Source organism: Streptomyces sp. NPDC028928 (assembly GCF_055564915.1).
Genome location: NZ_JBVHVI010000004.1, coordinates 381,135 through 404,907, shown reverse-complemented (window position 1 = coordinate 404,907; position 23,773 = coordinate 381,135). Strand labels below are relative to the sequence as shown.

General features: G+C 73.9%; 17 protein-coding genes. 6 read left to right on the top strand and 11 right to left on the bottom strand.

The window, feature by feature from the left end:
- Positions 1-155 precede the first annotated feature (155 nt).
- Positions 156-1,748 (bottom strand): AMP-binding protein, encoded by a 1,593-nt coding sequence (locus ACZ4U1_RS13010; protein ID WP_467902760.1) that lies wholly within the window; start codon positions 1,746-1,748, stop codon positions 156-158.
- Positions 1,745-3,418 carry an AMP-binding protein gene (locus tag ACZ4U1_RS13005; RefSeq protein ID WP_467902758.1) on the bottom strand — a complete coding sequence of 558 codons (1,674 nt, stop codon included), beginning with the start codon at positions 3,416-3,418 and terminating at the stop codon, positions 1,745-1,747. Before ACZ4U1_RS13005 ends, ACZ4U1_RS13010 begins: the two co-directional genes overlap by 4 nt.
- A 156-nt stretch (positions 3,419-3,574) precedes the next feature.
- Between ACZ4U1_RS13005 and ACZ4U1_RS13000 the strand changes: the two genes are divergently transcribed.
- The 3 genes from ACZ4U1_RS13000 (at position 3,575) to ACZ4U1_RS12990 (ending at position 8,377) form a co-directional block, all read left to right on the top strand.
- The gene (locus ACZ4U1_RS13000; protein WP_467902756.1) at positions 3,575-4,405 is read left to right on the top strand and encodes a helix-turn-helix transcriptional regulator; all 831 of its coding nucleotides are present in this window, start codon (positions 3,575-3,577) and stop codon (positions 4,403-4,405) included.
- Positions 4,406-4,558: 153 nt separating this feature from the next.
- On the top strand, positions 4,559-7,378 hold the full coding sequence (locus tag ACZ4U1_RS12995) for an ATP-binding protein (RefSeq protein WP_467902753.1): 2,820 nt from the start codon (positions 4,559-4,561) through the stop codon (positions 7,376-7,378).
- A 207-nt stretch (positions 7,379-7,585) separates the two neighbouring features.
- On the top strand, positions 7,586-8,377 hold the full coding sequence (locus ACZ4U1_RS12990) for a S1 family peptidase (protein WP_467902752.1): 792 nt from the start codon (positions 7,586-7,588) through the stop codon (positions 8,375-8,377).
- A gap of 119 nt (positions 8,378-8,496) precedes the next feature.
- Here ACZ4U1_RS12990 and ACZ4U1_RS12985 read toward each other — a convergent pair whose 3' ends face one another.
- Both ACZ4U1_RS12985 and ACZ4U1_RS12980 read right to left on the bottom strand, forming a co-directional pair.
- Positions 8,497-9,186 carry a DUF5701 family protein gene (locus ACZ4U1_RS12985; RefSeq protein WP_467902751.1) on the bottom strand — a complete coding sequence of 230 codons (690 nt, stop codon included), beginning with the start codon at positions 9,184-9,186 and terminating at the stop codon, positions 8,497-8,499.
- Positions 9,187-9,270: 84 nt separating this feature from the next.
- Positions 9,271-10,407 carry a winged helix DNA-binding domain-containing protein gene (locus ACZ4U1_RS12980; RefSeq protein WP_467902750.1) on the bottom strand — a complete coding sequence of 379 codons (1,137 nt, stop codon included), beginning with the start codon at positions 10,405-10,407 and terminating at the stop codon, positions 9,271-9,273.
- Positions 10,408-10,457: 50 nt separating this feature from the next.
- On the opposite strand from ACZ4U1_RS12980, the gene ACZ4U1_RS12975 reads away from it, so the two are divergent.
- Complete coding sequence (locus ACZ4U1_RS12975) at positions 10,458-11,300, top strand: patatin-like phospholipase family protein (RefSeq protein ID WP_467902748.1); 843 nt, start codon at positions 10,458-10,460, stop codon at positions 11,298-11,300.
- Positions 11,301-11,310: 10 nt separating this feature from the next.
- Here ACZ4U1_RS12975 and ACZ4U1_RS12970 read toward each other — a convergent pair whose 3' ends face one another.
- From ACZ4U1_RS12970 to ACZ4U1_RS12950, 5 genes are all read right to left on the bottom strand, one after another.
- Positions 11,311-12,633, bottom strand: coding sequence for an extracellular solute-binding protein (locus ACZ4U1_RS12970; RefSeq protein WP_467902746.1), 1,323 nt, complete (start codon positions 12,631-12,633; stop codon positions 11,311-11,313).
- Positions 12,630-13,730, bottom strand: a complete 1,101-nt coding sequence (locus ACZ4U1_RS12965) for a hypothetical protein (RefSeq protein WP_467902744.1) — start codon at positions 13,728-13,730, stop codon at positions 12,630-12,632. Before ACZ4U1_RS12965 ends, ACZ4U1_RS12970 begins: the two co-directional genes overlap by 4 nt.
- Positions 13,727-15,289: a VWA domain-containing protein gene (locus tag ACZ4U1_RS12960; RefSeq protein ID WP_467902742.1), complete on the bottom strand. Its 1,563-nt coding sequence runs from the start codon at positions 15,287-15,289 to the stop codon at positions 13,727-13,729. Before ACZ4U1_RS12960 ends, ACZ4U1_RS12965 begins: the two co-directional genes overlap by 4 nt.
- A gap of 43 nt (positions 15,290-15,332) precedes the next feature.
- Positions 15,333-17,612: a serine/threonine-protein kinase gene (locus ACZ4U1_RS12955; RefSeq protein WP_467902740.1), complete on the bottom strand. Its 2,280-nt coding sequence runs from the start codon at positions 17,610-17,612 to the stop codon at positions 15,333-15,335.
- A 656-nt stretch (positions 17,613-18,268) separates the two neighbouring features.
- Positions 18,269-19,936, bottom strand: a complete 1,668-nt coding sequence (locus tag ACZ4U1_RS12950; protein WP_467902738.1) for a trypsin-like serine peptidase — start codon at positions 19,934-19,936, stop codon at positions 18,269-18,271.
- 214 nt (positions 19,937-20,150) lie between these two features.
- On the opposite strand from ACZ4U1_RS12950, the gene ACZ4U1_RS12945 reads away from it, so the two are divergent.
- Positions 20,151-20,927, top strand: a complete 777-nt coding sequence (locus ACZ4U1_RS12945) for a polysaccharide deacetylase family protein (protein ID WP_467902931.1) — start codon at positions 20,151-20,153, stop codon at positions 20,925-20,927.
- Between the two features lie 16 nt (positions 20,928-20,943).
- Here the strand turns inward: ACZ4U1_RS12945 and ACZ4U1_RS12940 are convergent, their stop codons facing one another.
- Complete coding sequence (locus ACZ4U1_RS12940; RefSeq protein ID WP_467902736.1) at positions 20,944-21,957, bottom strand: DUF2278 family protein; 1,014 nt, start codon at positions 21,955-21,957, stop codon at positions 20,944-20,946.
- 194 nt (positions 21,958-22,151) lie between these two features.
- On the opposite strand from ACZ4U1_RS12940, the gene ACZ4U1_RS12935 reads away from it, so the two are divergent.
- A complete protein-coding gene (locus tag ACZ4U1_RS12935; RefSeq protein WP_467902734.1) occupies positions 22,152-22,592 on the top strand; it encodes an SRPBCC family protein in 441 nt (146 codons plus the stop codon).
- Between the two features lie 109 nt (positions 22,593-22,701).
- Here ACZ4U1_RS12935 and ACZ4U1_RS12930 read toward each other — a convergent pair whose 3' ends face one another.
- The gene (locus tag ACZ4U1_RS12930; RefSeq protein ID WP_467902732.1) at positions 22,702-23,340 is read right to left on the bottom strand and encodes a LysE family translocator; all 639 of its coding nucleotides are present in this window, start codon (positions 23,338-23,340) and stop codon (positions 22,702-22,704) included.
- Positions 23,341-23,773 lie beyond the last annotated feature (433 nt).

Below are 23,773 nucleotides of genomic sequence, written 5' to 3'. Positions count from 1 at the left end.
CTGGGACGGGACCGGTCATGCCTGCCCCTGAGCGTGGGACGGGCGGTCCTGACCTCCGCGCCCGTCTGACGAGCCCCGGGCCGGGTACGCCGCCGACTGCGCGCTCGGTCCGGGGTCGCCGTGGGGCATTCAGCGGATGCTCGTTCCCCGCCGTTTCACGCCCCGTACTTCTCCCGCAGTTCCACCTTGCGGACCTTTCCGGACACCGTCATCGGGAAGGAGTCGAGGATGCGGAGCCGGCTGGGGATCTTGTAGTGGGCGAGCCGGCCCGCGCAGAACTCCCGTAGTTCCTCCAGGGTGAGCGGGTCCGCCGGGTCGCCCGGGATGACGCAGGCCAGGACCTCCTCGCCGTACCGCTCGTGCGGCACCCCGACGACCTGGACGTCCCGGATCTTCGGGTGGGCGTGGAGGAACTCCTCGATCTCGCGCGGGTAGATGTTCTCGCCGCCCCGGATGATCATGTCCTTGATCCGGCCGACGATCTCGACGTACCCGTCCTCACGCATCACCGCCAGGTCCCCGGTGTGCATCCAGCGGCCAGCGTCGATCGCCTCGGCCGTCTTGTCCGGCTCGTTCCAGTAGCCGAGCATCACGCTGTAGCCGCGGGTGCACAACTCGCCTGCGCTGCCGCGGGGTCGGGTGACCCCGGTGGCCGGGTCGACGACCTTGACCTCCAGGTGGGGCAGGACCCGCCCGACGGTGGCGGTGCGGTGCTCCAGGTCGTCCTCGATCCGCGTCTGCAAGGACACCGGTGACGTCTCCGTCATGCCGTAGCAGATGGAGACCTGCTCCATGTGCATCTCGGCGACCACCCGCTTCATCACCTCCACCGGGCACGGCGAGCCCGCCATGATGCCGGTGCGCAGGCTGGACAGGTCGTAGGTGGCGAAGTCGGGGAGGTTCAGCTCCGCGATGAACATGGTCGGGACGCCGTACAGGGATGTGCACCGCTCCCGCTGCACCGCCTCCAGGGTGGCCGCCGGGTCGAAGGACGGGGCCGGGATGACCATGCAGGCGCCGTGCGAGGTGGCCGCCAGATTGCCCATGACCATGCCGAAGCAGTGGTAGAAGGGCACCGGGATGCAGACCCGGTCCTGCTCGCTGTAGGCGATCAACTCCCCCACGAAGTAGCCGTTGTTGAGGATGTTGTGGTGGGAGAGGGTGGCCCCCTTGGGGAAGCCGGTCGTGCCCGAGGTGTACTGGATGTTGATGGGGTCGTCGCAGGACAGTTCCGGGTACGACACGTCGGGGGTCGCCCGCCCGAGCAGCGCCTCCCAGCTCGGGTCGCCGAAGTACACGACCTCGCGCAGTTCGGGGCAGTTGCCCCGCACCTGCTCGGCCATGGCCCGGTAGTCGCTCGTCTTGTGGCGCAGGGAGGCGAACAGCAGGCGGACACCGGCCTGTTTGAGGACGTACTCGACCTCGTGCGTGCGGTACGCCGGGTTGATGTTGACCATGATCGCGCCGATGCGGGCGGTGGCGTACTGCGCCAGGACCCACTCCGGGCAGTTGACCGCCCAGATGCCCACCCGGTCGCCCTTCGCGACCCCGCTCACGACCAGCGCCCGCGCCAGCTCCTCGACGGCCGCGCCGAACTCCGCGTACGTCCAGCGCCGCCCCGACTCCACGTCGACCAGGGCCTCCCGGTCCGGCCAGGTCGCCACGGCCCGGTCCAGGTTGGCGCCGATGGTGTCGCCGAGTAGGACGGTCGGGCTCGTCCCGTGCGTGTACGACAGCTGTGCGGTCACCGGAAGTCCTCCTCGCGGTACTCGTCCTCGGAGCCGGCCGCCGTGGCCTCGCGCAGCTCGATCCGGCGGATCTTGCCGGAGACGGTCTTGGGCAGCGTGCCGAACTCCAGCCGGCGGATGCGCTTGTACGGGGCGAGCACCTCGCGGGAGTGCTCGAAGATGACCTTCGCGGTGTCGGGGCCGGGCTGCCAGCCCTCGGCGAGGACGACGTACGCCTTGGGTACGGAGAGCCGCAGCTCGTCCGGGGCGGGCACGACGGCCGCCTCGGCCACCGCCTCGTGCTCCAGCAGCGCGCTCTCCAGCTCGAACGGACTCACCTTGTAGTCCGAGGACTTGAACACATCGTCACTGCGCCCGATATAGGTGAGATACCCCTCTTCGTCCCTCGTGGCGATGTCCCCGGTGCGGTAGTAGCCGCCCGCCATGGCCTCCGCGGTCCGGTCGGGGTCGCCGTGGTAGCCGGTCATCAGGCCGACCGGACGCTCGGCGAGGTCGAGCGCGATCTCGCCCTCGGTGGCGCCGGGCGCGCCGGAGACCGGGTCGAGGAGTTCCACCCGGTATCCGGGGCTGGGCCGGCCCATGGAGCCGGTCTTCAGCGGCTGGCCGGGGCTGTTGGAGACCTGCACGGCGGTCTCGGTCTGTCCGAAGCCGTCCCGGACGGTCACTCCCCAGGCCCGCCGGACCTGCTCGATGACCTCGGGGTTGAGCGGCTCGCCGGCGGCGACGATCTCGCGGGGCGGGGTGCGCAGCTGCCCGAGGTCGGCCTGGATGAGCATCCGCCACACGGTCGGCGGCGCGCAGAACGTGGTCACGCCGGCCCGGTCCATCTCGGCCATCAGCCGGGCCGCGTCGAAGCGGGTGTAGTTGAAGACGAAGACGGTCGCCTCCGCGTTCCACGGCGCGAACAGGTTGGACCAGGCGTGCTTGGCCCAGCCGGGCGAGGAGATGTTCAGGTGGACGTCGCCGGGCCTGAGGCCGATCCAGTACATGGTGGCCAGGTGGCCGACCGGGTACGAGGTGTGGGTGTGCTCGACCAGCTTGGGGCGGGCGGTCGTACCGGAGGTGAAGTAGAGCATCAGGGGGTCGTCGGCCAGGGTCGGACCGTCGGGGAGGAACTCGGCGGGCGCCGTGTACGCGTCCTCGTACGGCTCCCAGCCCTCCTCCGGCAGGCCGCCGACCGAGATCCGGGTGTAGGCGCCGGGCACGTCGGCGAACTTCGCCGTGTCCCCGGCGCGCGCGATCACATGCTTCACCCGGCCGCGCTCCACGCGGTCGCGCAGGTCGGCCGGACCGAGCAGCGGCGTGGCCGGGATGACCACCGCGCGCAGCTTCATCGCGGCCAGCGCGGTCTCCCACAGCTCGGCCTGGTTGCCGAGCATGACGAGGACGCGGTCCTCGGCGGCGACCCCGCGCTCGCGCAGCCACCGGGCGACCCGGTTCGACCGTTCGGCCAGTTCGGCGAAGGACAGCCGGGTCTCGCCGCCGTCCTCCTCGACGATGTGCAGCGCGGTGCGGTCGTTGCCGGCGGCGATCACGTCGAACCAGTCCAGCGCCCAGTTGAAGTGGCCGGGCCGGGGCCAGCGGAAGCCCTCGTAGGCGGTGGCATAGTCCTCGCGGTGCTCCAGCAGGAAGTCCCGTGCGTTCCTGAAGGCCTCGGTCGCCGTCGTCATCCGTCCTCCTTGCCCGTGTGGTCGCTCGCCGGTGCGCCCTCCGGCTCACTCCCGTGCTTCCCGGCCATTGCCGGGCGGCTCTCTGGCATCGTCTAATCCGTGATGCAGGTCTCACTACCCCCGAACGGGGGTGTGAGCGGCCGAAGGGGCGAAGACGTGACGGCAGACGCGGTGGGGGCGGTGGAGATCGGTGGTGCGCTGGCCCGGCTGCGGCGGGCGACGGGGCTTCCCGTGGCCTTCGGCGGCCTGGTGGAGTCCGGCCGGCCGCAGATCCGCATCAGCGAGCTGAGCGGCACGACCACGGCCGCGCTGCGTTCGCTCGCGGTGACCTCCGGCAGCGGGCTCGGCGGCAAGGCGGTGGCGCTGGCCCGGCCGTGCGCGGTGACCGACTACTCCAGCTCCCGGCAGATCAGCCACGAGTACGACGTACCGGTGGCCGCCGAGGGGATCCGCGCGGTGCTCGCGGTGCCGGTGGTGGTCCGGCGCCGGGTGCGCGGGGTGCTGTACGGCGCGCTGCGCTCGGCCCAGCCGCTCGGCGACCGCACACTGGGCGCGGCGGTGGCGGCCGCGCGGGACGTGGAGCAGGCGCTGGTGGTGCGGGACGAGGCACGCGGGCTGCTGGCGGCGGCCCGGCCGGAGCGGGCCGGCGCCGCTCCGGGGGGAGCGTGGGAACAGGTGCGCGAGGCGCACGCGGCGCTGCGGGCGCTGGCACCCCGGATCACCGACCCGGGGCTGCGGGCCGAACTGCTGGCCGCGTGCGGTCTGCTGACCGCGCCGCCACGAGCCGGGGGCGTGACCCTGGCGCCACGGGAGCTGGACGTGCTGTCCTGGGTGGCGGCGGGGGCCACCAACGCGGCGGTGGCGGAACGGCTGGGCCTGCGCCCGGAGACGGTGAAGGGCTATCTGCGTTCGGCGATGCGGAAGCTGGGCGCGCACACGCGAGGGGAGGCGGTGACCGCGGCCCGCGGGGCGGGGCTGCTGCCGTAGCGCGAAGGCGGTAAGGAAACCTGCCCATTCATCCGGCGCCGCTTTGAATTTCCCTCTGCTTGACCGTTTGTTATTTCCCTCACCACGGCTTCCGTCCGAATTTCAAGGATCGTTGCCTAGAATTTGGCCCGGACACGACACACGAGGGGAGCGGTGACCGTGCGACGGGACTTCCAGGAGCCTGCCAGGTGCCGCCCCGACCTGGTCATCGGCCGCGAGGAGCTGTTCGCCGGCGCCCGTGAGCAACTCGCCTCGGGGGGCAGTGTGCTGCTCCACGGCCCCGCCGGAATAGGGAAATCCACGGTCCTGCGGGCATTGGCCGAGGAATACGGCGCCACCGCGCGCACGGTCTTGCGCTGCTCGGCGACCGAGTCCGAATCCCACCTCCCCTTCCTCGCCCTCGCCGACCTCCTCGGCCTGGTCCTCGACGAGGTCTCCCCGCGGCTGCCCGCCGCCCAGCGCACCGCCCTGGAATCGGCGCTCACCGGCCGCGGCGAGTCCAGCCTCCAGCGCGACGGCCTCGCTCTGCGCCTGGCCGTGCTCTCCGCGCTGCGCGCCCTCGCCGCCCACGGCCCGGTCCTGGTCGTCGCCGACGACCTGCAGTGGCTGGACCCGGCCAGCGCCGAACTCCTCGGCTTCGCCGCCCGCCGGCTGGAGGGCACCCCGGTGCAACTGCTGTGCGCGGTCCGCACGGAGGGGCAGGAGAGCCAGGAGTACGACCGTCATCTGCGCGCCTGCCCGCCGGGCACCCTCGCCGTCCGGCTGGGCCCGCTCTCCCGCGCCCAGGTCGCCCAGCTGCTCGACCACCGCGGCCACGGCGGCCTGTCCCGCTCCACGGTCCGCGAGATCCACCGCACCAGCGGCGGCAACCCGCTGTTCGCCCTGGAGCTGGGCCGCGCCCTCGCCGACAACCCCACCCCGCCCCGGCCCGGCGAGCCGCTGCCCGTGCCGACCTCGCTGCGCGCCCTCGTCCTCAGCCGGCTCGACATGCTCTCAGTGGAGGCCCGCCGCACCCTGCTGGTGGCCAGCGCCGGCGCCCGCCCCACCCTCGCGCTGCTGCACGCGGCCGGCCGGGAGAACGCCGAGGCCGAGTGCGCCCAGGCCGCCGAACTCGGGCTGCTGGCCACCGAGCCCGACGCACCCGCCGTACGGTTCGCGCACCCGCTGATCTCCGCCGCGCTGTACGCGGAGGCACCCGCGCACGAACGGCGGGCCGCGCACGCGGCGCTGTCCACCGCCGCCTCCGACCCGATAGAACGGGCCCGCCACCTGGCCCTCGCCACCACCGGCACCGACCCGGACGTCGCCGCCCGGCTCGCCGAGGCCGCCGCCCTCGCCCGCGACCGCGGGGCGCCCTCGGTCGCCGCCCAGCTGGGCCTGCTCGCCGCCCGGCACACCCCCGCCGACGGCACCCCGAGCCCGGAGGAGCGCCGGCTGACGGCCGCCGAGGACGCCATCACCGCCGGCGAGGTCGACCTGGCCCGGGACATCGCCCGGGAGGTGCTGACCCGGGCGACCGTGCCCGCCGACCGGGTGCGGGCCTGGATCGTCGTCATCGACACCGCCGGCCACACCATGGCCGAGGTCGACGCCGTCTTCCCGCAGGCCCTCGCCGACGCCGGCGACGACCCCCGGCTGCTCGCCCTCGTGCACTACCAGCTGGCCTGGCGGGCGCTGATCGTGGAGGGCGACTTCACCGAGGCCCGGGAGGCCGCGGCGCACGCCGCCGAACTGGCCGCGCGCGGCCAGGACCGGCGCACCGAGCTGCTCGCCCTCGCCTTCCAGGCACAGACCGAGACCCTGATGGGCCATCCGGAGGCGCCCCGCACCATCAAACGGGCCCTGAGGGAACCCCAGGACCCCCGGGTGGCCTGCCATCACAACGGCGCGGGCAGCGCCCGGTTCCGCTGGCTGGTCATGGGCGACCAGCTGGCCGAGGCCCGGACCACCGTCACCGCGCTGCTGCGCGAGGTCCGCCGGCGCGGCTCGGTGGAGAGCGAGGTGCACTTCCTGCGCGGCCTCGCCGAGACCGAACTGCGCGCCGGACACTGCGGGCGCGCCCTCGACCTGGCCCGCGACAGCCTGCGGCTCGCCCGCGACTCGGGGATAGGCGAGACGGCCTCGGCGATGCTCACCTCGCTCGCGGAGGCCTCCGGCGGCGATGTCGACCGGGCACTGGCGCTCGCCCGGGAGGCGGTGGACCACGCCGAGGAGGACGGCGACCAGATGTACCTGTCCCGGGCGCTGGGCGCGCTCGGGTACGCCCAGCTGGTGGCCGGGGACCCGGCGGGCACCGTGCGCTCGCTGCGCCGGGTGCGCAGCCTGGAGCTGGGGCTCGGCATCACCGACCCGGCCCGGGGCCGCTGGCAGGGCGACCTCGCCGAGGCGCTCGTCCGGATCGGTGAACCCGCCGAGGCACAGGACGTCATCGACGTCAGCCGGGAACACGCGCTGCGGCTCGGCCGGGAGAGCGTCCTCGCGGTCCTGGACCGGTCCGAGGCGCTGGTGCGGGCCGCCCAGGGCGGTCTGGAGGCCGCGCTCGCCCAGCTGACGTCCGCTCAGGACCGGCTCGGCAAGCTCGGCTACGGCCTGGAGGAGGCGCGGGCCGCGTTCGCGCTGGCCCGGCTGCGCGGCGGTGTCCCCGGACCCGCCGGCTACGACGAGGCCGCCCGGATGTTCCGGCGCTGCCGGGCACTGCCCTGGCTGCGCCAGGTGGAGGAATCCCGCACCAACCCCGAGCCGGCCCCGGCGCCGGCCGCGCCCGACGCGCCGGCCGCCCTGGCCGTGCTGGCCGCGATGGAGCGTCAGGTCGCCGCGCTCGTCATGGAGGGCGCGACCAACCGGGAGATCGCGGCCCGGCTGTTCATCAGCGTGAAGACGGTGGAGGCGACCCTGACCCGGGTCTACCGCAAGCTGGGGATCCGGTCGCGCGTCGACATCGTCCGATTGGCGGCGGCTCAACGGGCACGTTGAGCGGCGCTCTTGTTAACTGAACCGGACCGAGGGTTTTCCCTCACCCAACCCCCTAGGGGGTTCCCTCATTGGGAGCCGAGGGATCCGGGTCCTAGCGTAAAGGGCGTGCCGCTCGCCCGGGCATACGGGGGTCGGTCCCGCGACCCCCGTGCACACCCCCCACACCCGCGCGACCCCCCACCGGTGCAACCCCCACTGAGGAGACTCATGTTCGGGCTCACACGTGCCAGAAAGACCGCCGCGACCCTGGTGGCCACCGCCGCCGCAGCGGCGACCGCGCTGCTCGCCTCCCCCACGGCGAGCGCCGCACCCCAGCCCATCGTCGGCGGTACGACCACCACGACGACCGCGTACCCGTTCATGATGCAGATCACGGACGCGTCCGGGAACCAGTTCTGCGGCGGCACCCTCGTGTCCGCCACGAAGGTGGTGACGGCCGCGCACTGTATGGTCGGCGAGACCACCGGCAGTGTCCGGGTGGTCGGCGGCCGGACGTACCTGAACGGCACCAACGGCACGGTGAGCCGGGTCAGCAGGATCTGGGTCAACCCGGACTACACGGACGCCACCAACGGCGACGACGTGGCCGTACTGACCCTCTCGACGTCGATGCCGTACACCCCGGCGAAGTACGTCTCCTCCTCCCAGACGAGCGTGTACGCGGCCGGCACCAAGGCCCGCATCCTCGGCTGGGGCACCACCTCGGAGAACGGCAGCTCCTCCAACCAGCTGCGGACCGCGACCGTGCCGGTCGTGTCCGACTCCGGCTGCCGTTCCTCCTACGGTTCGGACTTCGTCCAGTCCGACATGGTGTGCGCCGGATACACCTCCGGCGGCGTAGACACCTGCCAGGGCGACAGCGGCGGTCCCCTGCTCATCGGGGGCGTCCTGGCAGGGATCACTTCTTGGGGCGAGGGGTGCGCGGAGGCCGGTTACCCGGGTGTCTACACCCGGCTGACCACCTTCTCGGACCTGGTGACCGCGCAGGTCGACTCGTGACCCGGAAGATTTCCCGAGTATCCCTCGGGTAACCGCCAGGGGGCGGTTGCGAGCCACCACGAGCGGCCCGCAACCGCCCCCTATCCAATGGCCGGCTCCCCTGGCCGGCCGTGGTCCGGCTACGCCGTCCGGCGGTCCCTCGCGGAGGCGAAGCCCAGCCAGGTGTGCCGGTTGCCGGCCCAGCACCAGCCGACCTTGGGGGCGTTACGGCGCTCGCGGCCGTCCCGCCCGGTGCCGTTGCTGATCCAGAGCGCCGGGGTACGGGCGTCCAGGGCGCCGTTCGCCTTGCGCAGCCGGGAGCCGATCGTCATGAAGCAGTGGTTGCGCTCCAGGACGTCCGGCTGCTGGAGCACCCAGTGGATGCCCTCGGTGAGCAGCAGCGGGGTGCGGGCCTCGGCGGTGAGGGCGGGCAACGCCTCGTCCGGGCTCCAGTTGGCCATCCGGTCGCCTCGGTCGACCCCGGTGAGCAGGTAGAGCGGGGCGTCGGGCAGCGTGACCGTGTCCAGCGGGGCGAAGAGGTCGACGTCGGTCATGTCGGTGACCACGAAGCCGGCCTTGTCCTCGCGGCGGAGCAGCGGCGCGAGCGCGGAGGCCGGGGCCCGGTCCGGATGGACGGCGAGCAGAACCCCGCTGTCCGAGGGGACCTCGCCGTCCGAGCAGACCTCGGCGCTCGCGGCGAAGGCGCGCAGCTCGGCGGCGGCCAGTCCGGCGATCCGGTGCACCCCCAACTCGATCAGCCGCTCGGCCTGCGCGCTCGGCGCCGGGAGTGCGGGGAGGGCGGTGGCGGGTGCGGGCGTCGTTTCGGGCACGATGCTCCCAGGATCGGTGACAGGGTGGACCCAGGGGCAACGGAACGTACCGCCGGAACGTTCCCGTCCGCATAGCCCCCCGGCTCACGGCCGTACGACGTCCCCGAACCGGATGTCGTACGCGGCACCCGGATGCATCACCGCGAGCATCCGCTCCCCTTCCGCGGTGACCTCCTCCCGCTGAACCCTGGTCAACTGCTCGAAGGTCTCGACGACGAGGGCGTCGCCGTCGAGCTTCCACAGGCCGGCCAGGAAACCGTCCACGAGCAGGGTGCGGTAGGCCTGGTTGCCCCGCCAGTGACGGCCGCGGTGGGCGGGCGGTACGACCCGGGTGCGGTCGGCGTGGGAGAGCAGGAGGTTGTCGAACTCAGGCAGGAAGCGGGGCGGTGCCGGGGTGGCCGGGTCGGGGCGCGGGGCGTCGGGGAGGTCGAAGAGTTCCACGCCGTTCGGGTCGCGGAAGGTCAGCAGCCGGGGGCGCAGGCGCTCGAAGGCGGGCTTGAGGCGGGTCAGCCCGGACCAGGTCTGCATGTCCCGCACGGAGGCGGGGCCGAACGCGGCGAGGTAGCGCAGGACCACGGCATCCGGCGCGGGGGCGGCTTCGGCGGGCCGGCCCAGCCACTGCTCGACGGTGGTCAGGGCGACCTGGCCGCTCTCCTCCCACAGGCCGCGCGGGGTGACCTGGACGAGCGGGAGCAGACAGCGGGCGGCGACGGCAAGCGCCCTCGGGTCGGCGTCCGGCCACTCGGCGCCGAGCGCCTCGCGCAACTGGGCCATGGTCCGCGGCTCGGCCTCCACGAGGTCCCGGGCGACGGCCGCGAGCCGGTCCAGGTCCACACCGGCCAGCCCCGCGCGGAAGGCCCCCAGCTCGCGGTCGCGGGCCGGCTGGACGAAGGGCCGCAGCGCGAGGCAGTCGTCGGCGGTGTGGGTGTGGATCGTGGACCGCAGGGTGACGATCCGGGCCACCTCCCGTCCGGCCATGAGCGCCGACAACCGCTCCGGCGCGAACCCCTCCAGCCGGGCGGCGAGGGCGTAGTACGGGGGCCTGGTGTTCTGCGCCTGGAGACCGACGACATGACTCACCGCGTCCCTGACCGACCGCGCGGAACGGCTCAGCAGGAGCTGCCGGGCGAGGGTGGCGCGGTTGAGGGCACGTTCCGCCATGACCGGGGCACCTTCCACACCGCTCCGGCTACTGGTCCGCTTCCCGCTGCTCTTGGTCATGGCCGCACGTTAACGTCACTCGAGGACATCGACCGGCGGAAGGGGCAGGCGTGCGTGAGGCGTTGGTGCTGGGCGGCGGTGGGGTCGGCGGGATCGCCTGGATCACCGGGGTGCTGGCGGGGCTCGCCGATGGCGGGCGGGATGTGACGGGGGCCGGGCTGCTCGTCGGGACCTCCGCGGGGTCCACCGTGGCGGCCCAGTTGGGCAGTGGGCTCGGTCTGGAGGAGTTGTACGCACGGCAGGTGGATCCCGCGGCGCGTACCGTCGAGATCACGGCCGAGATGGATCGGGAGAAGTTCGCCGCGGAGATCGGCTCCGCCATCGAGTCCGGCGCGTCCGTACCGGAGTTGCGGCGCGTGGTCGGGCGGATGGCGCTCGCGGCGCGGACGGTGTCCGAGGCGGAGCGGCGCGCGGTGATCGAGTCGCGGCTGCCGGTCCACGAGTGGCCCGGGCGGGCACTGAAGGTCGTCGCGGTGGACGCGGAGAGCGGCGAGCCGCGGGTGTTCGACCGGACCTCGGGGGTGTCCCTGGTGGACGCCGTCGCGGCGAGCTGTGCGGTGCCGGGTGTGTGGCCGCCGGTGACGATCGGTGGGCGCCGGTACGTGGACGGCGGGGTGCGGTCCGTCGCCAACGTCGATCTCGCCGCCGGCGCCGACCGGGTGCTGGTGCTGGTGCCGCTGGGCGTCACCGAGCCGTTCCCCAGCGAGCAGCCGCTGGAGCGTGCCGTGGCGGAGCTGCGGGACCGGGGGGCCGAGGTCGTGGTCGTCGGTCCCGACGAGGCGTCGGCCGCGGCGATCGGCGACAACCCGCTGGACCCCGCCACCCGCGGCCCGGCCGCCGAGGCGGGCCGGGCGCAGGGGCGGGCGCTCACGCTGCCCTGGGCGCGGGGCTGAGCCTGGCCGGTCAGTCCGGCGCGCGGTCGCACACCGACGGCAGCCAGGTCAGGCCCCGGGTGCGGCTGAGGGTGTCCAGGGAACGCAGCAGGCTGTCCAAGTGGTCGCGGTGGGCGAGGAATTCGATGGTCGCCTCGGCGAACGCGTCGCGTACGGCGGGCGGCATCGCGTCGGAGGCGTCGAAGCAGTGCACCTCCCTCTCGTCGCGCAGGGCGCGGGCCAGCGGGAGGCGCCAGTCCGAGTCCGGGTCGCCGGGGCCGGGCTGGACGTCGGCGTGCACGGAGAACCCGGACTTCTCGGCGCTCCAGGCGCGTTGGGCGTCGGCGGAGGCCAGGTAGCGGATGAGCTTCTCGGCCTCCGGGGTGGCGTGCAGCAGGGCGACCAGGTCGCCGGAGACCTCCCAGGCGCGGTTGGCGGCGGTCCCGAGGAGCAGCGGGGCGGAGGGTCCCCAGCGGCCGTGGGCCTGCCGCCAGGCGTGCTGGCCGCGGATGAACGACGCCTGGTGCTCCAGGGTGCAGCCCCGCGGGTTCGCGGTGACCGGCCGGGACGCCGCGTCGAACGGGGTCTTCAGGGCCCGCCGGACGAGGTCCGGGTCGCCGCCTGCGCCGACGAGGTCGCGCCAGGTGGTCCAGGCCGACTTCACCTGCTTCGACCGCCAGGACAGATCGCCGTGCGCCCACTGCTCGTAGACCTTCGGACCGTACCGCTGGAGCAGGATGTCCTCGATCCAGTCGGTGCCGGGCCAGCCGCTGGTGGCGCCGGAGCCCATGCCGACGCACCACTCGGCCGGCTCGCGCGCCGCCTGCCCGCGCTGCTGCTCACCGACGTCGCCCGGATACCAGACGATGCTCTTCAGATCGGCCTTGAGCGGGAACCAGTACACGTGTCCGTCCGTCAGCGGCACGGCCCAGGACTTGCCGAAGTCCTCCGGGTCCACGAGGCCTTCGAGCGGCAGGAGGTGCTTCTGCCGGGCGTATTCGGCGAGTTCGCCGGGGCCGGTGAGCACCACCACGTCGGGCGGGGTCCCGGCCTCGACGTCGGCGCCGAGCACATGGCTCTCGGCATTGCTGCCCTGGTAGTCGACGTGGATGTGGTACTTCCGCTGGAACGGCTCGATGACCGCCTTCCGGAAGTTCTTCTCGTCGTCGCGGGTCCAGTTGGCCAGCAGGGTGACGGTCGGCTCCTGCCCGAGGGCGCGTACCCCCACCACCACGGCCGCCGCCAGGACGGCCAGGCAGCTCGCCACCACCGTGACCGTGCGGACCAGGCGGCGCGAGGGGCGGCGCCGGATGCCGGGGGCGGCCGTCGCCGGACCGCCGGTGTGCGCGCTCACCGGGGCCTGAACCGGTAGTCGTCGATGTGCCGCCGCAGGCCCGTCTCGGCCAGTGCCATCAGCAGGACGCCTCCTATCAGGATCCACACCGCCGCCGCCGCGCGGAAACCGGTGTGCGCCAGGTACGAGGCGGTGTGCCGCCCCGCTTCGGGGATGAGCCGCCCGGGCAGCGGGCGGTCGAGCAGGTGCCGGGTGTCCGTCATGCCCGCTTGGGTCCACACGGTGAACAGCACGGCGGTGACGACTCCGGCCGTCAACAGGGCAAGGGCGGCGAGGAGTTGCCGGTTGTAGCGGCGGCGGAACCGGCGCCGGAGGAAGAGCTGGGTCTCCAGCAGGGCCGCGCCGAGGGCCAGGGTCAGCAGCAGGGTGACGCTCCAGGCGAGCCACAGCAGCGGGCCGAACGAGGTCTGCCGGTGCACGGCGGCACGCTGCTGCCGTTGCAGGGCCTTCAGCCGGTCCTGTATCCCGGAGCCCTTCTCGGTCAGGACGCTGGTGGCGTAGCTGAGATACGCCTCGCGCAGCACGCTGCCGTCGGGCTGGAGCTGGGACTGCTGGACCTTGACGGCGTAGACGGTGATCAGCCCGGCGATCGTCTGCAGGGCCTGGCGGCCCGCCGGTCCGCCGAGGTCGTCCTCCGCGGCGGCGGCCGACAGGCTCTGCGCGGCGACCGAGATCTGCTTCTGGAAGTCGCTGGTCGGGGCCGGCGCGCCGGCGTCCTGCTGGGCCTGGCCGAGCGCGTACAGGGCGGTGTCGAGGGACAGCACGGCCGGGGCGCTGGAGGTGCGCAGCGGGTTCGCGTCGCCGTGCACGCCCTGGTACGACACGAACAGGGACAGCGTGAGCAGGGCCGACAGGGCCAGCAGCAGGCGATGGCGGACGGTGAGGTCGCGGGCGGTCGTGCTGCCGCCGTCCGCCGGGCGCGGACCGGCGCCGGGGAGCCGGGCGAGCAGACGGGCGGGCAGGCGGGGTGCCTTGCCGCGTACGCGACGGTCGGCCGGGTGCGCCCGCGGGTGCGGAACGGAAGAGGAGGGTGCCGCGGGCGTGCCGGCGCCTGAACGGTGCTCCGGTCCGGCGGTCGTACCTCTGCCGGTGCTCATGCGGGCGCCCCCCTCAGCAGCCGGCCGCAGTCGCCCCCGCAGTAGACGGAGTCGGCCGGGCCGAGCCATCGGCAGTCCGGGCACTCCACGAGCCCGTCGGGGCGGACGGGGAAGGCGGGGTCGGGCGGGGCGACGGCAGCGGGCTCGGGGGGCGCGCCCGGGTCCGCCCGCGGTGTGGGCGCCCGCGGTGTGGCCGCCGGGGGTTCCGGTGGGGTGGTCAGGGCGCTGGAGAGGATCAGGTGCTGCCAGTCGACGTCCTTCAGGCCGGTCCGGACCCGGCCGGTGCCCGGTGCCGCCTCGATCAGCCGGAGCGCGCCGAGCAGTTGGGTGTCGCCCAGTTCGCCGGCCAGCGCGAGGGCCCGGGCGAGTTCGCGGTCCGCCGTGTCCCGGCCGTCGGTCCCGCGCAGCCAGGCCCGGTAGGCACCGGCGACGGCGGCGCTCGCCTGCTGGTACAGCTCGTGCCGGCGGACCCCGGGATGCTGCCGGGAGGCGTCGAGCGGGTTGTCGGTCCAGCGCACCAGGACGGGCCGCGGCGCGGGCAGCCGTACCGGCCGGCCGAAGTCGGGTACGACGACCTCCACGGCCGCCAGCTGGAGGTCCTCGCCGGTCTCGCGGCCGGTCGGGTCGGCGGTCAGGACGACCTGGAAGTGCCGCACCTCGTCGCCCCAGGCGCGGGTGACGTACTCCACGCCGCGCCGGCCGGAGCCTGCCGGTACGGGGGGCAGCTCCTGTTCGTTGGGCACCACCTGTTTGACCTCGCGGATCACCGTACCGGGGGTGGGGGTGATCCGGATGCGCAGTTCGGGTACCGCTGTGCCGAGCAGTCCGGCCATCAACTCCTCGTACGCCGAGGTCAGTTCGGACTCGGCGCGGACGGCGCGGGCGCGGCCGTGCAGCCGCCGGGTGATGCGCAGCAGCAGTTCGGCGTCCCAGTCGTCGCCGATGCCCCAGGCGTCGCAGACGAGCCGGCCCTCGCAGGCGTCGAGGGCGGTGTCCAGGGACATGGCGGCCCGGTGGTCGTGCTCGTTGCGCCCGTCGGTGAGCAGCAGGACGTGCTTGACGGGGGCGGGCTGGTCCTTGAGCAGCCGCCGGGCGAGGTCGAGCCAGGTGCCGATGGCGGTGCCGCCGTCCGCGTCCAGGATCCGTACGGCGCGTTCGGCGGCCTCGCGTTCGGCGGGGCCGGCGACGGCGAGCACCGCGCTGCCGGACCCGGGGTGGACCAGGGTGGCGTCGAACCGGCCGGAGAGCACGGCGAACGCGGTGCCGTCGGGCAGCATCCGGACCGCGGCGACGGTGGCGTCCTTGGCGGCGTGCAGTTTGGCGGCGGGGTGCAGCATGGAGCGCGAGGTGTCGACGATCAGCACCTCGGCGAGCGCGGGCCCGGTGCCGGGCACGGGCGCACCGGCGCGCGCCGGGCGGCGGTCCCCGCTCCTCACCCCGATCTCCAGGATGGCGTGCATCTCCCGGTCGGGGTGCCGTCCGGCCGGGTCCGGCGCGACGGGCAGTTCCTTCTGCTGGCCGACCGCGAGCGTCACCTCGGTCTCCTCGGCCACGGTCATCGGTGCCTCTTCCCTGGGTGGTCGGAAGGTGGTCAGAAAGTAGTCAGAAGGTGGTCATCGGCCGGACCGCGTGGGCCAGGTCGAGGAGCCGGCCGTGTTCCCCGGCGGTGCGGGCCTGGGCGGCCAGCTGCCGGAAGGACTGCTCCAGCCGGGTGCGCAGGCTGTCCTCGTCCCCGGGGCCGAACAGGTCCCCGGCCGGGAAGTCGGGTCCCCAGCCCCGGCCGGGCCGGCTGTGCAGGGCGTTCTCGCGGACCTCGGCGATCAGCCGGGCCCGGGACTCGCCGCTCGCGGCGCCGCCGTCCAGGCGCAGTTCGGGCAGCCGCCGGGCCGCGTCCCCGAGGCCGGCCGCGGTGGGCGGGCCGCCGTGCAGGATGCCGGCGCGGATGCGTACGGCGGCGATCCGGGCGGCGTCGTAGTGCCGGGAGGTGGCGGGGACCTCGTCGAGGACGTGGACGGCGGCGTCCCGGTCGCCGCCGGCCAGGTGGCCTCGGGCCAGGCCGAACGCGGCGGCGGTGTGCGCGGAGTCCCGTTTCCAGACGGCCTCGTAGTAGCGCATGGCCCGGGCCGGGCGCCCGCCTCCGGACTGGTCGGTACCGGTGTGCTCGGCGCAGTAGCCGAGGGCGAGCTTGGGCACGTACTCGCCGGGCAGGGCCCGGTAGACGGCGTCGAAGCGGGCGCCGGCCAGGTCCACCTCGCCCCTGCTGAGGTGCAGGACGCCGTGGTGCCAGGCGATGCGCCAGTCGTGGGCGGCGCGTTCGCCGAGCTGGGTCTCGGCCTCGGCCAACCAGCTCTGCGCCGCCTGCTGTTCGCCCTTCCTGAGGTAGGCGCGGCACAGCCACAGCGCGGTCTCGGGGGTACCGAGGCGGGATTCGCGGGGCCACTGCCGGGCGACCCGGTCGGGGGCGTCGGGCGGGAAGGTGTCCAGCAGCAGGGCGGCGCCGTCCTCGGGGTCGGGGACCGGCTCGGGCAGGGCGCCGGCCACCTCGGCGGCGGGCGGCGGGGAGACGTCCAGTCCGGGGGGCCGCTCGCCGGGGCGGCCGGTCCAGTGGTCCAGGGCGGGGATGGCGCCCAGTCCGGCGTCCAGGCTGGCGCCGGAGGCACGGAACCGGGTGGAACTCTCCGGAAGTTGCTCACCGAACTGGAGGGAGCGGAACTCGCGGAGTACCTCCCAGAGTTGGCGGGACATCTCGGCCGCCGAGCGGAACCGGGCGCGGGGTTCGGCGTGGGTGGCGCGGGCGATGAGCCGGCGGAAGGAGTCGGGGGCGAGGCCGCGGGCGGTCTCGGTGCCGCGGGCCAGGGCCTGGAGGGTCATGCCGACGGTGTAGAGGTCGCTGTCGATGTGCCAGCCGCGCCGGTCGATCTCCTCCTTGGGCGGGGCGAACCCGGCCGTGTAGACGTAGGCGGAGGCGCGGTCGCCGATGGCGCGGACGGCGCCGAGGTCGATGACCTTGATCGCCCGGCCGAAGTGGATGACGTTGGCGGGCTTCATGTCGCAGTAGAGCAGGCCGCGTTCGTGCATGTACTCCAGCGCGCCGAGTATCTTGCAGCCGTAGGTGAGGACGTGGTCGAGGCGGGGGCGGCCGTGGAAGATCCGCTCGACGTCGTCGGCGTCGAAGAGCTGCTGCAGGGAGCGTCCGCCGATGTAGTCCATGACCAGGTAGCCGGTGGGTGAGCGGCCGGGGGTCCGGTGTTCGGCGTAGGTGATGATGCGGACGATGTCGGGGTGGTGCAGGTCGGTGAGGGAGCGGCGCTCCTCCACGGCGGTGCGGCGGGCGAGGGCGTCGTGGACGTTGATCTGGCCCTTGAGGACGACCCGGTGGCCGTCGGCGCGGGTGTCCTCGGCGAGGTAGACCCAGCCGAGGCCGCCGTGGGCGAGGCAGCCGAGGACCTTGTAGTGATCGGCGACCACGTCGCCCTTGGCGAGCTGCGGCAGGAAGGAGTAGGGCGTGCCGCAGCGCGGGCAGCGGCCGGTGGCACGGGCGGGCTGGCCGCCGTAGCCGATGCCGATGGTCATGGTGCAGCCGTTCGCGCCGCAGCGGCGGCCCCCGGTGGGCGGGTGGGGGTCCTCCACGAGCACGTCGTCGGGGACGGGGATCTCGGGCAGCACGACCAGTCCGTGCTGGTCGAGTTCGCCGATCCCGGCGACGGCGTGCACGGCGGCCGGGCCGGCGGGTTCCTCGGCGGTACCGGTGGTACCGGTGCTGCCGACCGGGGGCCGGTCCGGCGGCGCGGTGCGCGGCTCGGCGTGCCGGTGGCCGCAGGTGTCGCAGTAGCCGGTACCCATGATGCGGCCCGCACAGCCGGGCCGGACGCACGAGGTCACGAGACGCGCTCCTCTCCGAGCTGGACGAACGAGGCCAGGCAGCACTCCTGTCCGGACCGCACGCGGGAGGTCACGGGACCTGCTCCTCTTCGAGCTGGACGCACGAGGCCGGGCCGCGCTCGTGTCCGGACCGCACGCACGAGGTCGCCGTCCTCCGCGAACCGCACACGCCGGAACCCGAGGCCGCCCTCCCCTTCGGCCCGAACACACCAGGCACCAGGCGGCCTTTCCCTCCGAGCCGGGCCACGACATGCCCTCCGGGCCGAACGCACGAGATCAGACGGCCGCCGTCCCCTGCGAGCCGAACGCACGAGATCACGCGGCCGCCCTCCCCCCCGGGCCGGACAGAACAGGCCAGGCCAGGCCAGGCCACCAAGCCGCCCCTGCCCCGAGCCGGGGCACGCGACGTCCACCAGGCCGCGCACACGAAGTCACCAGGGCACCCTCCCGGGCGGGCCGTACGCACGAGGTCACGGGACCTGCTCCTCTTCGAGGTGGACGCACGAGGCCGTGCCGCGCTCCTGTCCGGACCCCACGCACGAGGTCGCCGTCCTCCGCCGACCGAACACACCAGGCCACCAGGCTGCCCCCTCCCTCGAGCCGGGGCACGCGACGCCCGCCTGACCGCGCGCACGAAGTCACCAGGGCGCGGGAGGTCATGAGGCGCCCTCCTCTTCGGGTGCGGTGGTGGAGCAGAAGCCGACGAAGCGTTCTACGGCGGCCTCGGCCCGCTCGATGTCGCAGGGGGTCTGCCGCAGCACCGACATGGCGTGTTCGTAAAGCCGGTACGCCGCCATGACCCGGTCGCCGTGTGCGGCGGCCCGCTGCCGGCACAGCGGCCACTCCGCGCCGACGCGGCCGAGGAGTTCCTCGCGGCGGCGCAGCCGGGCGTCGAGCAGGCCGATGGCCTTCTCCAGGCGCCGCCGGCGGCGGCCGACGGCGTCCTCGAAGGTGAACAGCAGGTCGGCGCGCCCGGGTTCGCGTTCCTGGTCGGGGCTGTGGGCGATCCAGGCGCGCAGCATCCGGCTGCGCCGCACGCCGGCCTCGGCCCGGTCGAGCAGCGGACGGGTGCCGGGCGCGGGCAGCACACGGTCCCGGCGGACGTCGAGCGCGGGCCCCAACTCGTCGGTGATGTGGTCGAGTTCGGTGTGCAGGCGGGCCCAGCGGTCACGCAACGGGTGGCGTACGAGGTTCTCGGCGGCCCGGGTGGTGCGCTCGCCCGGGCGGCGGAACACCAGCAGCAGCCGGGCGCCGTGCCGGGCGAGCCGGTCCAGCAGGGTGAGCAGGGCGTCGGGTTCGGCGGCCTGGTCGACGGCGACCAGGACGGCGGCGAGCGGGACGCGCAGGTCACCGAGCCGTTCGGGCCGGGGGTCGTCGCGGATGCCGAGGCGTTCGGCGATCCGGTCCATGACCTCCGCGGACGTCAGTCCCTTGACGTCGAGGGCGAGGTCGTGGGCGCCGGCCGGGGGCACGGTCTCGGGCGGGTCGTGGCTGACGGCGCTGGTGTTGCGGTGGGTGCGCAGTTCGCGATCGGCGAGGGTGATGGCGCGCTGCAGGGTCCAGGCGCGGTCGCCGCGGGCGGGGACGACGGTGACGAGGACCGGCCAGCCCTCGCCGCGGAACCAGGAGGCGAGTTCGGTGGCGAACGGTACGTCGAGCCGGCCGGCGGCGGCGCCGGTGCCGGTACGCAGCCGGGGGTCGACGGCCTCGGCGCCGTCGGTCCACTCGGCGACCTGCGGCAGATGGCTGACGATGGTCTCGGCGGGGCTCATGTAGCTGAACGCGGAGCCCGGCCCCTCGTCCACGCTGAGGACGATGCCGATGACCTGGTCGGTGGCGTGGTCGATGACGCCGCCGCCGCTGAAGCCGGAGACAGCGAGTTCGCCGGGGGTGAGCGGGCGCAACTGCACCTGGCTGTCCCGGCCGCGGGCGGCGACCAGGGTGGCGCCGTGCCAGCGCCCTCCGTCGTCGCCGTCCGGGAAGCCGTACATGCTGACGGGTCCGTGCGGGGCGGCGAGCCGGTAGAGCCGGGTGGTGTGTTCGGCGGGCAGCGGTGCGGACAGGCGCAGCAGGGCGAGGTCGCCGCTGCGGTCGCCGAAGGTGTCCTCGCGCTGGGGCACGTGTTCGTCGGGGTGGACGGTGGCGGTCACGGCGTCCAGCCCGGGGACGCCGACCAGACGGACGGTGTAACGGTGTCCGGGGCTGACGACGTGGCCGGCGGTGAGGACCCGTTCGGGGGCGAGCAGCACGCCCGCGCCGAGGACGCGCCCGTCCGGTGTCTCGATGCGGGCGATCCAAGGCGGTGTCCGTAAGCGCGATGCCACGACTCGCTCCCCCGTGCGCGTCATGGTCCCGAGGTTACTCCGCGTACCCGTCCGGTACTACTGGTGTGCACGGGGTCGTTGCGGAGGTCCGGGGGCGAGGGGCTTGCAGGACCGGGGAAGGAATTCGAACGGGTGCACTATACACTCGGTGTATAGTCCGGGCATGCCTCTTTCGACCGACACGATCTCGACGCCGACCGATGCGCCCAGGAAGATGCGCGGAACGGGCCGGAGGTTGCGTGGCCGGGCGCTCGCGTCCGCCGCGGCCTGCCTGGCGCTCACGCTGACCGGCTGCGCGCAGGTCGACACGACCGCACCGAGCACCGCCCGCGCCGAGGCGGCCGAGGGGGCGCACGGGGCGCCGGCCCGCTTCGGCACCGTCGACTGCCGCGAGGCCAAGTGCATCGCGCTCACCTTCGACGCGGGACCCAGCGAGAACTCGGCACGGCTGCTCGACATCCTGAAGGAGAAGAAGGTCCCGGCCACCTTCTTCCTGCTCGGCAAGCGGCACATCGAGAAGTACCCGGAGCTGGTCAAGCGGATGGCGGCGGAGGGCCACGAGGTCGCCAGCCACACCTGGGACCACAAGATCCTCACCCGGATATCGGACAAGGAGATACGTGAGGAGCTGAACCGGCCCAACGAGGCGATCGAGCGGCTCACCGGGCACAAGCCGACCCTGATGCGCCCGCCGCAGGGCCGTACCGACGCCGACGTGCACGAGATCTGCAAGGAGCTGGGCCTCGCGGAGGTGCTGTGGAGCGTGACCGCCAAGGACTACACGACCAACGACTCGGCGCTGATCACCAAGCGCGTCCTCGACCAGTCGTCCCGGGACGGGATCATCCTGCTGCACGACATCTATCCCGGGACCGTGCCGGCCGTGCCCGGCATCATCGACGCGCTGAAGGCGCGCGGCTACGTCTTCGTGACGGTCCCTCAGCTGCTGGCGCCCGGAAAGGCGGAGCCCGGAAAGGTGTACCGCCCGTAGCCTCCCGCGAGGCTCCTCAGAACACCACGGTCCAGCCTTCGCCGGCGGCCTGTTCGGCCGTGTAGGAGACGCCGTGGACCTTCAGTCCGGCCGCGTCGAGCAGCGAGATCTCACCGCCCTGGTTGCCGAGCTGGGCCCCGGCGGTGAGCGGGACGGCGAGGCAGCCGCCGGGCGCGAGCGGGGCCGCGGCCGGGACCGGCGAGCCCGGGCCGGTGCGGCCGACGACGCGCCAGCCGGTCAGGTCGACGGGATCCGGCGAGGCGTTGAGGAGGGTGACGGTCTCCGCCTCGGGGGCGGCGCCCTTCGGGTTGACCAGCGCCGCGACGATCCGTACGGGCCGCGCGGCGGGGGTGGGCCGGGTGCCGTCGACGTCTTCCAGGGTGTGCCCGGTGGTGTCGTCGGTGTGCCAGGACTGGCTCTGGAAGGCCAGGAAGATGCCGACCCAGCGGGACTGTCCGGGGAAGCGCAGCAGCATCGCGCCGTCCTGCCAGACGCCGTCGTCGCCGCGGAACCGGTGGCTGTTGCCCTGGTTCATGTGGACGTCGTGCACGCCGTTGCCGGGCAGGAACCCGAACACCTTGTCCTTGACGGAGGGTTCGGGGCCGAAGCGGGAGCCGAAGACGTACAGCCGCGCCGCCGGGTCGGCCACCGCGCGCTTGACGTAGTGGTCGAGGAGGTCGGCGAGGTCGTTGTCGGGGCCCTCGACGTCCGCCGGGAGCGAGCGCATGCCGGCCGGGTCGAAGAGGTTGCCGCGTACGAAGTCGAGGTTCGGGCCGCCGGGACCGGGCGGCAGGGTGTTCCAGCCGCCGGGGAGGCCCTCCAGGCGGGCGGTCAGCGGGTGCCGGAAGTCGTCGGCGACCAGGTAGAGCAGCTCGGAGGGGCGCTCCTGCGACAGCACGTTGACCGCCGCGCGGTAGTGGGTGCCCCGGTCGTCCGTGAGGTGGATCTGGTAGTGCGGCGTGTTCCTCGCGCCCTCACGCCGGATGTCGACGGCGCGGGCGATGAGAACGCCGTAGTCCTTCAACGGCATGACGATCAACTCCCCCGTGAGACGGGCTGGTTGCCCGGCACATGGCAGGAAGGGCAGAAACAGGAACGGCGTCGTGCCGCCCCGCGCACCGACTGTTTCAGCATACGTCCGCGCACGGACACCTGCTACGCGGGCGGGGTGAGGCGGCCGATGAACGCGCAGGTGACCGGCGCGCGTTGCCTACGATCGTGCCCGTGCCCACCTTCTCCTTCGAACGTACGGCCCCGCTCCCGCTCGACGTGGCGTGGCGCCGGCTCACGGACTGGCCCCGCCACGCCGACGCGGTCCCGCTGACCCGGATCAGGATGCTCACGCCCGCCCCGACCCACGAGGGCACCCGCTTCGTCGCCCGCACGGGCTTCGGCCCGCTCTCCGTGGACGACATCATGGAGGTGACGATCTGGCGCCCCCCGGCCGCCGACGAGGGCGGCCTGTGCCGCCTGGAGAAACGCGGCCGGCTCATCCTCGGCTGGGCGGAGATCGAGGTCCACCCGGGCCCCGGCGGCCGCACCCGCGTCCTGTGGCGCGAGAACCTACGCCTCCGCTACCTGCCCCCCGCCTTCGACGGCGCCCTGAAAACAGCGTCCCTCCATCTGTTCGGCCGCGCGGCGAACAGACTGCTGAGAGGGGCGTGAGGGGGCTCGCGGGGGGGGCGTGGAGGGGCCCGACCGGGCGGACCGGCGTGAGCCACCACAGGCCCCTGTCACCCGGAACAGGCTCCGCCGGCGCCCCCACGAGCGGGGTTCAGTCCTTGCGGCCCGTCAGCGCGACCGTGACGCCCAGGCCGATCATCGTCAGGCCGCCCGTGCCACCGACCGCGGACAGGCGTCGGGGTGAGCGGGCGAACCAGTCGCGGGCGGCGGAGGCGGCGAGGCCCCAGACGCCGTCGGAGATCACCGCGATGGCGTTGAAGACCAGGCCGAGGAGCAGCATCTGGGCCGGGACGTGTCCGTGCTCCCGGTCCACGAACTGCGGCAGCACGGCGGCGAAGAACACCATCGTCTTGGGGTTGGCCACGCCGACCGCGAACCCCTCACCCAGCGTGCGCAGGCCGCCGCGCGCCGGGCCGGACTCCGCGACCGCGGCCCGCAGGGAGCCCCGCTGCCGCCACGCCTTGACGCCGAGGTACACCAGGTAGGCGGCGCCCACGAGCTTCAGGGCGGTGAAGACGAGGACCGAGCGCTCGACGACCGATCCGATGCCGAGCGCCACGGCCACGACGAGCACGTACGCGCCGAGCGTGTTGCCGACGACGGTGGTCAGCGCGGCCCGGCGGCCGTGGGCCAGGGCCCGCCCGACCACGAACAGCACGCTGGGGCCGGGCACCACGATGAGCAGGAAGGAGAGGGCGGAGAAGGCCGCCAGCCGATCGGGGGACACCATGCCGTCATGCAACACAGGGCCGACGGCGCCCGGCAAACCGTTTTCCCGGCGGCCCAGGCCGACGCGCAGGAGGCGCCGCCATGCACCCGGCCACACGGGAACGGACGACGCCACTTCCCCGGCCGGGCCCGGTCACGAACCGGCTTCCCGAGCCCACCGCGACCCGCCGCCCAAGCACGAACCGCTCCCCGGACGGACCAGGCCCACGCAAGGGACAGGACGTCACGCACCCGGCCGTCCCAGAACGAGGGGACGCCATTCCCCCCGGCCGGACCCGGCCACGAACCCACTCCCCCGGACAAGCCAGGCCGACGCACACGACGCGCCGCCATGCGCCCGGCCACACCGGAACGGGGCGACGCCATATCACCGGCCGAACCCGGCCACGAACCGCTTTCCCAAGCCCGCCATGGCCCGCTGGCCGCCCCCGACC

What these genes read in the sequence shown, in the direction of transcription:
- ACZ4U1_RS13005 (WP_467902758.1), bottom strand. Translation starts at nt 3,418, where the DNA reads ATGACGACGGCGACCGAGGCCTTCAGGAACGCACGGGACTTCCTGCTG.
- ACZ4U1_RS12990 (WP_467902752.1), top strand. Translation starts at nt 7,586, where the DNA reads ATGTTCGGGCTCACACGTGCCAGAAAGACCGCCGCGACCCTGGTGGCC.
- ACZ4U1_RS12980 (WP_467902750.1), bottom strand. Translation starts at nt 10,407, where the DNA reads ATGACCAAGAGCAGCGGGAAGCGGACCAGTAGCCGGAGCGGTGTGGAA.
- ACZ4U1_RS12965 (WP_467902744.1), bottom strand. Translation starts at nt 13,730, where the DNA reads ATGAGCACCGGCAGAGGTACGACCGCCGGACCGGAGCACCGTTCAGGC.
- ACZ4U1_RS12960 (WP_467902742.1), bottom strand. Translation starts at nt 15,289, where the DNA reads ATGACCGTGGCCGAGGAGACCGAGGTGACGCTCGCGGTCGGCCAGCAG.
- ACZ4U1_RS12945 (WP_467902931.1), top strand. Translation starts at nt 20,151, where the DNA reads ATGCGCGGAACGGGCCGGAGGTTGCGTGGCCGGGCGCTCGCGTCCGCC.
- ACZ4U1_RS12940 (WP_467902736.1), bottom strand. Translation starts at nt 21,957, where the DNA reads ATGCCGTTGAAGGACTACGGCGTTCTCATCGCCCGCGCCGTCGACATC.
- ACZ4U1_RS12930 (WP_467902732.1), bottom strand. Translation starts at nt 23,340, where the DNA reads ATGGTGTCCCCCGATCGGCTGGCGGCCTTCTCCGCCCTCTCCTTCCTG.